Annotated in this window: 6 protein-coding genes; 5 read left to right on the forward strand and 1 reads right to left on the reverse strand. The window is 72.0% G+C overall.

Annotated elements, in window-relative coordinates; translation table 11 throughout:
• Positions 1-190: 190 nt before the first annotated feature.
• Both ACZDYF_RS02910 and ACZDYF_RS02915 read left to right on the forward strand, forming a co-directional pair.
• The gene (locus ACZDYF_RS02910) at positions 191-6172 is read left to right on the forward strand and encodes a ThuA domain-containing protein (protein ID WP_475053121.1); all 5982 of its coding nucleotides are present in this window, start codon (positions 191-193) and stop codon (positions 6170-6172) included.
• A 154-nt stretch (positions 6173-6326) separates the two neighbouring features.
• On the forward strand, positions 6327-7283 hold the full coding sequence (locus ACZDYF_RS02915) for a hypothetical protein (RefSeq protein WP_475053123.1): 957 nt from the start codon (positions 6327-6329) through the stop codon (positions 7281-7283).
• Positions 7284-7286: 3 nt separating this feature from the next.
• Here ACZDYF_RS02915 and ACZDYF_RS02920 read toward each other — a convergent pair whose 3' ends face one another.
• Complete coding sequence (locus ACZDYF_RS02920; RefSeq protein ID WP_204809599.1) at positions 7287-7835, reverse strand: GNAT family N-acetyltransferase; 549 nt, start codon at positions 7833-7835, stop codon at positions 7287-7289.
• A gap of 179 nt (positions 7836-8014) precedes the next feature.
• Between ACZDYF_RS02920 and ACZDYF_RS02925 the strand changes: the two genes are divergently transcribed.
• From ACZDYF_RS02925 to pxpB, 3 genes are all read left to right on the forward strand, one after another.
• Positions 8015-8206 (forward strand): DUF1059 domain-containing protein, encoded by a 192-nt coding sequence (locus ACZDYF_RS02925; RefSeq protein ID WP_138823657.1) that lies wholly within the window; start codon positions 8015-8017, stop codon positions 8204-8206.
• 103 nt (positions 8207-8309) lie between these two features.
• Positions 8310-9095, forward strand: a complete 786-nt coding sequence (locus ACZDYF_RS02930) for a LamB/YcsF family protein (RefSeq protein ID WP_475053127.1) — start codon at positions 8310-8312, stop codon at positions 9093-9095.
• The gene (gene pxpB, locus ACZDYF_RS02935) at positions 9092-10789 is read left to right on the forward strand and encodes a 5-oxoprolinase subunit PxpB (RefSeq protein WP_475053130.1); all 1698 of its coding nucleotides are present in this window, start codon (positions 9092-9094) and stop codon (positions 10787-10789) included. The genes ACZDYF_RS02930 and pxpB overlap by 4 nt, the downstream gene beginning before the upstream one ends.
• Positions 10790-11012: the final 223 nt, after the last annotated feature.

Genomic DNA, 11012 nt, shown 5'->3' on the forward strand with positions numbered 1-11012 from the left:
ACGCCGTGGGACGACGTAACTCTTCACAGCACGTGCGGCCCCGTTCACCGACGAGCGGGGCACGGACTCTCGCCACGTGCCGACTGCCCTGGAGGCAAGACACATGAAGGCTGCGCGACTTCCCCTGCGGGGAAGAGCCGTCGCGGCGCTGACCATCGGAGCTCTGGCGTTCACCCTCGCGCCCGCGACCATGGCTGCCGCCCACGACGGACCACATGCTCCCGGTGACGACCGCAAGGTCCTCATCTTCACCAAGACGACCCAGTTCCGGCACTCCGAGGCGATCACGCAGGGCACCCCGGTGCTCGAGGCGGCGTTCGCCGACGTCGGCATCGCGTCCGACCACACCGAGGACTCCTCGGTCTTCACCGACGCGGGACTGGCCGAGTACGACGCCCTGGTGATGTTCCAGACGTCGGGCGACCCGTGGAACGCCGACCAGAAGGCCGCGCTCGAGCGCTACCAGCAGGCCGGCGGCGGCATCGTCGCGATCCACAACGCGACCGACATGCGCGGGAACTACGGCTGGTGGGACGACATGATCGGGGCGCTCATGCCCGGTCACGCCGCGACCGGCAACAGCCCCGGCCTGCCCGGGACGGTGCGGGTCGAGGACCGCGTGCACCCCTCGACGAGCCACCTCGACCAGCGCTGGAACCGCGCCGACGAGTGGTACAACTACTCGGCCAACGTCCGCGGCAGCGCGCACGTGCTCGCCACGATGGACGAGTCGACGTACGACGCCGGCGGCAACAAGATGGGCGCCGACCACCCGATCTCGTGGTGCAAGCCGTACGACGGCGGCCGCGCCTGGATGACCGGCATGGGCCACTTCGGCGCGCACTTCACCGGTGAGCCGGACCTGGTCCAGCACATCGTGGGCGGTGTCCAGTGGGCGTCGGGCCAGGTGGCCGGCGACTGCGGCGGCACCGACTGGGGCCAGTTCGAGAAGGTCGCGCTCGACACCAACACGAGCGCACCCTTCGGCATGGACGTCGCGCCCGACGGCCGCGTGTTCTTCACCGAGCTCGTGCGCGGACAGATCCGCGTCTACGACCCGCGCACCCAGAACACCACGACCGCGATCACCATCCCCGTGTACTCGGGCGGCGAGGACGGCCTGCTGGGCATCGCGCTCGACAAGGACTTCGCGACCAACGGGTACCTGTACCAGTACTACTCGCCGGCCTCGGCCGACGACACGAACCCGGAGAACTTCTTCAACCGGATCTCGCGCTTCACCGTGACCGACGGCGGTCCGGGCGGCACCGTGATCGACCCGGCCTCGGAGAAGGTCCTCATCGAGGTCCCGGCCGGGCGCCTGCCCGACGAGCCGGGCCACACGGGCGGCAGCCTGATCTTCGACGACCGCACCGGTGACCTGTACATCGGCGTGGGCGACGACGTGAACCCGCACTCGGAGCCCTCGGGCGGCTACGCCCCGCTCTCGGAGCGCGACGGCCGCCTGCACGACGCGCGCGCGACGTCGGCCAACACCAACGACCTGCGCGGCAAGGTGCTCCGCATCCACCCCGAGGCCGACGGCACGTACACGATCCCCGAGGGCAACCTGTTCGCCCCGGGCACCGACAAGACGCTGCCCGAGATCTACGCCATGGGCTTCCGCAACCCGTTCCGGTTCACGATCGACCCCGCCACGGGCAACCTCGGCGTGGCCGACTACTCGCCGGACAACGGTTCCGACAACCTCGCGAACCGCGGTCCCGCGGGCATCGCCGAGTGGAACCTCATCCAGGAGCCGGGCTTCTTCGGCTGGCCCCTGTGCATGGGCAAGAACGAGCCCTTCCGTGACGTCGACTACCGCACCAACCCGGTCACGGTGGGCGCCAACTTCGACTGCGCGAACCCCGTCAACGACTCGATCCTGAACACGGGTCTGACGCAGCTCCCCGCGGCCCAGCCCGCGGACATGTACTACGGCTACCAGCGCACCTCGGCCCCCGGCGTGATCAACGCCGGCGGCGGGCTCGCTCCCATGGGTGGCCCGTTCTACAGCTACGACGCCGACCTCGTGTCGGACACCAAGTTCCCCGAGTACTACGACGGCAAGCCCTTCTTCTACGAGTGGGCGCGCAACAAGATGTACTCGATCGACCTGAAGGACGCCACGCCGAAGGGCGCTGCTGTCGAGAAGGTCAACCCGTTCCTGTCGAACGAGCAGTTCCTCGCCCCGATCGACTCGACGTTCGGCCCCGAGGGTGCGCTCTACGTGCTCGACTGGGGCGGCGGCTTCGGGCGTGACAACCCGAACTCGGGCCTGCACCGCATCGACTACATCTCCGGTTCGCGCTCCCCGGTCGCCAAGCCGGCCGCCACGCCGGACTCGGGCACGGCCCCGCTCACCGTCACGTTCGACGGCGCCGCGAGCACCGACCCCGAGAACGAGGCGCTCACGTACGCGTGGGACTTCGACGGTGACGGCACGACCGACTCGACCGAGGCGGCCCCGAGCCACACCTACACCGCGAACGGCGTCTACGACGCCCGCCTCACGGTGAGCGACCCGTCGGGCAAGGTCGGTACCGCCACGGTCCCGATCACGGTCGGCAACACGCGCCCCGAGGTCGACTTCAACCTGCCGCCGACCGGGTCGTTCTTCGACTTCGGCGACCGGATCGACTGGGACGTCGAGGTCAGCGACGCCGAGGACTCCTCGATCGTCGACGAGAACGTCATCATCCAGCCGGCGCTCGGGCACGACGCCCACGCGCACCCCTCCGAGCCGCTCCACGGCACGACGGGCTCGGTCGAGACCGGCCTGGGCGGTGGCCACGGCGAGGACATGAACGTCTTCTACGTGCTCGACGCCCGGTACACGGACGGCGGCGGCGAGGGCGACGTGCCCGCGCTGACCGGCTCCGACACGACGCTGGTGTTCGGCAAGAAGCGTGAGGCCGAGTTCCAGACCGCTACCCAGGGCACGACCCAGGTCCCCAGCCGGGACGTCGAGGGCGGCGGGTCCGTCATCACGGGCAAGGACGGGGCCTGGTCCTCGTACGACCCCTTCAACCTCCACCAGATCAGCGCCCTGTCGCTGCGCGTCTCGGCAGCCCAGGCGGGCACCGTCGAGCTGCGTCGTGACGCTCCCGACGGCGAGCTCCTCGCCACGGCCTCCGTCCCGGAGACCGGGCTGGGCACCTTCACGGACGTGCGCGTCGACGTGGCGGACCCGGGCGAGAGCTTCACGCTGTACGTCGTGTTCCCCGGTGCGGGCGAGCGTCGCCTGAACTTCATCGAGGCGCACGGCAAGGGCATCTCGGCCACGACCCGTCCCGAGGTCGTCGTGACCGCTCCCGAGGCGGGCGTCCAGCTCGAGCAGGGCGCGATCACGGTCACCGCGGACGCGACCGACGCCGAGAACACGGTCACGCAGGTCGAGTTCTTCGTGAACGGCCAGTCGATCGGCACGGACACGTCCGCGCCGTACACGACGACGTGGAACGCCACGGCGGACAACTACTACAAGCTGACCGCGGTCGCCACGAACGACAAGGGGCTCACCACGAAGTCCCGCATCGTCATGGCGCAGGTCGGTGACCTGTTCGCCGGCATGAAGACCTTCACCAACGCGAACGGCACGTTCGAGCAGCTCTCCGAGGGCAAGTACCTCGTGACCTCCGCGGGTGCCAACATGTGGCAGGGCACCGACGAGTACTCGGCCATCTACAAGGAGGCCGGCGCGGACGAGAAGTGGTCCGCGACGGTCAAGGTCAACAGCCAGGGCAACTCGAACGGGTCCGCCAAGGCGGGTCTCATCGTCCGCAACGACGTGACGCAGCCGGGCAAGTCGCCGGGCTACGCGGCCCTGGGCATCCGCCCGAGCGGCGGCTTCGAGTGGCTGCGCGGCAACGCCGCGGGGCAGCTCGTGACCTCCTCGGCGGCCAGCTCGACGAGCTACCCCGCGTGGGTGCGGATCGAGCGCGACGGTGACCTGTACACCGCGTCGTGGAGCAAGGACGGCGAGAACTTCACCCAGATCGGCGACCCGGTGTCCCTGCCGGGAGCGGCGTCGGTCCAGGACGTCGGTCTCTTCGTGACGGCGCACAGCTCGAACCAGAGCGCGGTCGAGTTCCAGGACTTCTCGTTCGACGACGACCCGGTCGACCCAACCGAGCCCGGGACGGACACCCCGCCGCAGTGCGCTGCGCAGAAGTCGGACGACTTCGACGCCGCGGACATCAACACCGGTCGCTGGACCGTGGTGCGCACCGCACCCGGGAAGTCGATCACGGTCGCGGACGGCAAGGCGGTCCTGCCCGTCGTCCAGGGCGACATCAACGAGGCGGTCCCGGGCCCGATCAGCTACCTGGGCCAGCCGGCACCTGCCGGGGCGTGGGAGATCCAGACCAAGGTCGAGGTCCCGCTCGCACGGCACTGGCAGCACGCGGGTCTCCTCGTGCACGTGAACGACGACGAGTACACCAAGTTCGCGTTCACGAAGAACCAGAACGGCAACCGCTTCCTGGAGTTCCAGACAGAGACCGGCGGTGCGCGCACGTGGCACGGCCAGACGAACGTCGCGGCGAACTTCCCGTCGTCGGTCTACCTCAAGCTGACCTCCACGGGCACGGCCATCACGGCCGCGTACTCCGCGGACGGCCAGACGTGGACCGCGATCCCTGGCTCTGCGCCGGTCAAGGCGAACGCCACGTTCGGCGTCATCGCCGCGGGAGACACGGGGACGGCCGACTCGGTCGCCCTGGTCGACTGGTTCAAGGTCACGCCCGACTCCGACGACGACGGCACGCGTGAGCCGTCCGACGAGTTCGACGGCACCGCGCTCGACGGCTGCCGCTGGAACAACGTGGTCCGCTACGACGCCTCGAAGGTCGAGGTCGCCGGTGGCGAGCTGCGCATCACCACGCAGCCGGGCGACATCAACAACACCAACCCGATCAGCCCGCGCAACTTCGTGCTCCAGGCAGCCCCCGAGGGCGACTGGGTCGCGGAGACGCGCTTCAAGGCACCGCTGCTGCACCGCTGGCAGTACGCCGGTCTGATGGCCTACGGCGACGACGACAACTACGTCAAGCTCGACGTGGTCGCCAAGAACCAGCCGGGCACCCCGCTCAACCTGGGTGCCGAGCTCGCGTCGGAGAAGAACGCGGCCTCGAGCGGCGGCAACCGCCAGCTCGAGATCGCGGACACGACCGAGTCGGGCTACTGGTACCTGCGCATGGAGAAGGTGGGCAACACCTACCAGGGCTGGGTCAGCGACGGCGGGGTCAACTGGACGTCCCTCGGGGCGCCCGTCACCAACGACGCCGCACTGACGTCCTTCGGTCTCGTGGCCATCGGCCCCGAGCAGGAGGTCCCGGTCACGGTGGCGTTCGACTGGTTCCACGTCACCACGGGTGACGAGGACACGCAGGCGCCGGTCGTGGCCGTCGCACAGGACCCGGCGGCCGGCGCGTCCGGCTGGAACACCGGGGCCGTGACGGTCACCGCGACCGCGACCGACGACGTCTCGCAGTCGCCGTCGATCGAGGTCAAGGTCGGGAACGCCGACTGGGCCCCGTACACGGACGGCATCGCGCTCACGGCGGGCGGAGAGCACTCGCTCACCTTCCGCGCGAGCGACGAGGCCGGCAACGTGTCGCAGGAGGTCGTGCACGTGGTGAAGATCGACGCCACGGCACCGACCGCCACGGCCGAGCTGTCCGAGCGCACGGTCACCCTGGCCGGCGCGGACACCGGCTCGGGCCTCGCCCGGGTCGAGTACCGCCTCGCCGACACCCCCGCGGACGAGTGGCTCGAGTACACCGAGCCCTTCGTCGTCGGGGACGGGGCCGTCGAGGTCTCGTACCGTGCGGTCGACGTCGCCGGGAACGTGAGCGAGCCGCTCACCCTCTCGGTGCCGCCGGTCGAGGGCGGGGTCACGGCCGAGGTCGTGGCCAAGACCCAGTGCACGGCGGGCAAGGTGCTCGTGAACGTGCGGGTCGTCAACACCGACGACGCGCCGGCGACGATCAAGGTGAGCACGCCGTTCGGGACGAAGACCTTCACGGGTGTCGCTCCGGGCAAGTCCGCGTCGCAGTCGTTCGCCTCGCGCGCCACGTCGGTCGAGGCGGGCTCCGCCACGGTCGTCGCGACGATCGGGGACCGGACGTCGACGTACACGGTCGACTACGCGGCCGCGTCCTGCGGCTGATGCACGAACGGTAGGCGCCGCCCCCTCGGGGGCGGCGCCTACCGCGTACGTCGTGTCGAGTGCGTGGTTCGGCCGCGACACGCCCGGCGAGTCGCAGCAGGACCACGCACTCGACGTCACACCCTCCCGCACCGCAGACGACAGGAGTCCTCCCGTGGCACAGACCACGTCCGCGCAGCGCAGCAAGGCGCAGCGCGCCGCCCGCTCCGCGACAGCCCGGGGTGCGGGCCACCAGACCGGGGACGGTGCCGGTCGTCCCCGCCCGCGGCCGCCGGAGCGCGAACGCGCCCGGTGGCCGCGGGACCTCTCGCGCGGGCGCCGTGCCCTGCTCGCGCTCGCTGCGGTGCTCGTCCTCGGCGCGGTCGTCGCGGCGGTCGTCTGGGCGCTCACGCGAGGGCCCGACGACGGCGCGTCCGGCGCGTATGCCGTCGACCCTGCGCGCGTGGCCGAGCTCGAGGCCGCCGAGGCCGCGCGCGACGCGGAGAACCTGGGCGTCGTGACCGACTTCGCGCTCTCCGCGCAGGAGCGCCTCGTCCCGACCATGAACGACCTGTCCGTGGCGCTGCCGCTCGACGGCTCGCCCGGCACCCCCGCGACGCCCGAGCAGGTCGCCACCTGGCGCGAGGCGCTCGCGACCCTGACGACCGAGGCCGAGGCGCTGCCCGCCGGCGCGTCGGGGTACAACGTCACGCGCAACGGCCTGGGCGTGTCGATCGCGCTGCTGGGCGACACGGTCGACACGCTCGTCCTGGCCGAGGGCACGGCCGAGCCTGCCCGCGCCGAGCTCCTGGCGCTCGCGGCCGACCTGCGGCTGCGCGCCGCCGACACGTGGGCCATGGCCGCGACCCAGCTCGACGAGCTGAGCGTCGGCGCCGACCAGGGGCACGTCCACGTGTTCCTCCCTCTCCACCCGGACGACGCGGGCGACGGCGCCGCGAGCCTGGGCGAGGGCGACCACCAGGCCGGTGCCCGCCGGGGCCACCTGCGGGTGGGCCGAGTCCCGGCGGGCGCCCATGGGCGCCGTGCCCCGCGGGCACATGGACGTGCCAGTGCCCGACGGCGCCGCTCACCTCGCAGTACGGCGTGGCCCAGGCGGGCGACCCAGGCGTGAGGATCAGTCGAGAGGGCGCACCATCACGACGTCGTCGTGTGCCTCGCCGCCCACGACGTACGTGCGCGTGCCCGCGAACGTGAACCCGTGCTTGCGGTAGAACGCCTGGGCCCGCGCGTTCTCCCCGTTGGTGCCGAGCCACACGGCCTTGTCCGGGACGAGGGCCGGTGCCGCGTCGAGCGCTGCCCGCATGAGGTCGCTCGCGACCCCGGTGCCCTGGGACGCGGGGTGCACGTAGATCTTCGAGAGCTCGACCGTCGGCTCGTCGCCCACGACGGCCACGATGTCCGCGTCGTCGGGCACGCCGCGCACGAGCAGCGCGTAGCCGACCAGGTCTCCGGCGGCGCCGTCGGGACCTTCGGCCACGAGCAGCGCGTGCTCGGCGCTCGCGGTCCACGCGACGAACTTCTCCGGGGAGAGCTGCGTGCGGATGTGCTCGGCGACCGCTGCCGGGTCGGAGCCCGGCGGGCACGCGAGGGGGAACGTGACAGCGGCCAGCGCCGCGAGGCGGTCGGCGTCGGCAGGGGTCGCGGGGCGCAGGGAGGTGGTCACCCGCGGAAATCTACCCGGCTGCACCGACGAGCGGGAGGGGCGTCTCGCCGTCGGGCCGTTGACACCCCACCCCGTGCGGAGGACGGTGGAAGGACCGGAGACGTCGCCCGCCCAGCCCACGGACGCCGCCCCAGCCGGAGCCCCGACGACGGGGTCCGCGTGAGGGGAGGTGAGAACACATGAGGAAGATGGTCGACTGTCGGACCACGCCCAGCGTCATCAACTGCACGCTGACGATCGCCGGCGAGGAGGAGGAAGTCCTCGACGCCGCGTACGACCACATGATCAGCAAGCACGGCCACGAGCCCACACCCCAGCTGCGGGAGGACATCCGTGCCGACCTGGTCGACGCCGAGCCGTCGATGGCCTGACGTGCCCGGCAGCACCTGACAGCACCTGACAGCACCTGACAGCACAGCCGGTCGTGACCCGTGGGTCACGACCGACGCGCGTGCTCTCGGCGATGATGGGGACATGACGCACCTCCCGGCGCCCGACGCGCGCCGCATCGACCTCAACGCGGACCTGGGCGAGGGGTTCGGGCCGTGGGCGCTCGCGGACGACGACGCCCTGCTCGACCTCGTGACCAGCGCGAACGTCGCGTGCGGTTTTCACGCGGGGGACCCGACGATCATGCGCGCCACGACGCGCGCGGCCGTCGAGCGGGGAGTGAGCATCGGTGCGCACGTCGCGTACCGCGACCTCGCGGGCTTCGGTCGGCGCTTCCTCGCCGTGGCACCGGCGGAGCTGAGTGCCGACGTCGTCTACCAGCTCGGTGCCCTCGACGCGTTCGCGCGCCTGGCCGGGGACCGGGTCCGGTACGTCAAGCCGCACGGCGCGCTCTACAACGCGATCGTCCGGCACGAGGAGCAGGCGCGCGCCGTCGTGGACGCGGTCGTGGGCTACGACCCGACGCTCCCGGTCGTCGGGATGGCCGGCTCGGCCGTGCTGCGGCTCGCCCGCGAGGCGGGGCTGCCCGTGGTGCACGAGGTCTTCGCCGACCGTGGCTACGCGCCCGACGGGTCGCTCGTGCCGCGCGGGACGCCGGGTGCGGTCCTGCACGATCCGGTCGAGGTCGCCGAGCGTGCGCTGCGCCTCGTGACCGAGGGCGTCGTGGTCGCGTCGGACGGCAGCGAGGTCACGGTCGAGGCCGACTCGGTCTGCGTCCACTCCGACACCCCTGGTGCGCTCGCGCTCCTCACGCAGGTGCGTCGGGTGCTCGACGCGAGCGGCGTCGTCGTGCAGGCGATCGGGCGGTGACCGTGCCGCCCGGGGACGGGCCGCCGACCACGACCGTACCGGCGGCATGTGTACCGGACCTGCCCCGCGTCCAGGTCTACGGCGACCACGCCCTCATGGTCGACGTCGCGGGGATCGAGGACGTGCACGCGCTCGCGGCCGCACTGCGCGCCACGGACGTGCCGGGGCTCGTGGACGTCGTGCCTGCGGCACGCACCGTGCTCGTCGTCCTCGACGACGAGGCGCCCGATCTCGAGGGCGCCGAGGCCGCGGTGCGGGCGGCGTGGGAGTCGCGGTCGACGGTGGCGAGCCAGGGGGAGGGGCGCCTCGTGGAGATCCCGGTCGTCTACGACGGCGAGGACCTGCCCGACGTCGCCGCGTGGGCCGGGCTGTCCGTCGCCGAGGTCGTGGCGCGCCACGGCGGACGCGAGTACGTGGTCGCGTTCGGGGGCTTCATGCCGGGCTTCGGGTACCTGACCGAGGTCGACCCGACGATCGCCGCACCGCGGCTCCCGACTCCGCGGACCAGGGTGCCCGCGGGGTCGGTCGCGCTCGCGGGCGACCTCACGGCCGTCTACCCCCGTGCGACGCCCGGAGGCTGGCGGCTCCTGGGGCGCACCGACGTCGACCTGTTCGACGTCGACCGGGATCCGCCGGCGTTGCTGACGGCGGGGACGCGGGTGCGTTTTCGTGCGGTCGACCGGCTACCGGGCGACGCCGAGGGGCACGGTGCTGGCGCCGAGGGCGACGGCCCTCTCGCCGAGGGTGACGCGCACTCCGCCGAGGGCGACCAGAAGTCCGCCGCAGGTGACGCGATACGCGTCGGGAGTGATCGAGGGCCCGCCGAAGGTGACCGTGCAGGTGGCGTCGAGGTTCTCGCGACCGGGCCGCTGACGCTCGTGGAGGACGAGGGGCGGCCGGGCTGGGCGTCGTCGGGCGTCGGGAGGTCGGGTGCTGCCGACAGACGGGCGCTGCGCCTGCTGAACCGCCTGCTCGCCAACGACGACTCCGCCGCAGCGCTCGAAGTGACCCTCGGAGGGCTGGCCCTGAGGTTCCACGAGCGGGCGACGATCGCGCTCGCGGGTGCGCCGACGCCCGCGACGATCGACGGCACGCCGGTTGGCATGCAGGCCCTCCTCGAGGTGCGCCGGGGATCCGCGCTGCGCCTCGGGTTCGCCGCGCAGGGGACGCGGACGTATCTGGGGGTTCGCGGCGGGTTCGACGTGAGGCCCGTGCTCGGGTCGCGGTCGTTCGACGTCCTCGCCGGCCTGGGGCCCGCGCCGTTGAGTGCGGGGGACCGGTTGGTGATCGGGCCGCGACCCACGGGTCTGCCCGTGGTCGGCCTGGTCCCGTCCCGCACCACGGTGACCGGGGTCGTCGAGCTCGTGGTGCGTCGCGGGGTGCGGAGCGAGTGGTTCGACGACGCGGGCTGGCGCGACCTCCTGGGCGGGACGTTCGAGGTGTCGGACGCCAGCAACCGGGTCGGGCTCAGGCTGTCGGGTCCGTCGATCGCCAGGCGGGACGGCGAGCTGCCGAGCGAGGGCCTCGTGGCCGGGGCGGTCCAGGTCCCTCCCGACGGACGACCCGTCCTGTTCCTGCGCGACCACCCTGTCACGGGCGGCTACCCGGTGATCGGGGTCGTCTCGGCAGGGGCTCTCGACGTCGCGGCGCAGCTCCGACCGGGGGACCGGCTGCGCTTCCGGGAGGCGAGTTGACGCAGCGGCGGAGCGCCGCGTAATGTTCTCGAAGTCAGCCCGGCAGGGAGGAACAGACACCACTGCGAAGCTCTTCGGAGCCGCCGCGAAGTGGCTGGATCCCCCGGGTGGCCACCCCTCAGATCTTCTCAGGACACCTCTGTGTGCCGTGTGAGTCGTGCGGGGCGGTCGGCTCAGGCGGCTCTCCTTCACCGGGAACGGCGAAGTTGAGACGCGGGAATGA

This window comes from Oerskovia sp. PE-21s, from assembly GCF_056158145.1.

Excerpts from the sequence above, each read along its gene's own strand:
- ACZDYF_RS02910 (WP_475053121.1), top strand. The coding sequence starts at position 191 with ATGGCTGCCGCCCACGACGGACCACATGCTCCCGGTGACGACCGCAAG.
- ACZDYF_RS02930 (WP_475053127.1), top strand. The coding sequence starts at position 8,310 with ATGACGCACCTCCCGGCGCCCGACGCGCGCCGCATCGACCTCAACGCG.
- ACZDYF_RS02925 (WP_138823657.1), top strand. The coding sequence starts at position 8,015 with ATGAGGAAGATGGTCGACTGTCGGACCACGCCCAGCGTCATCAACTGC.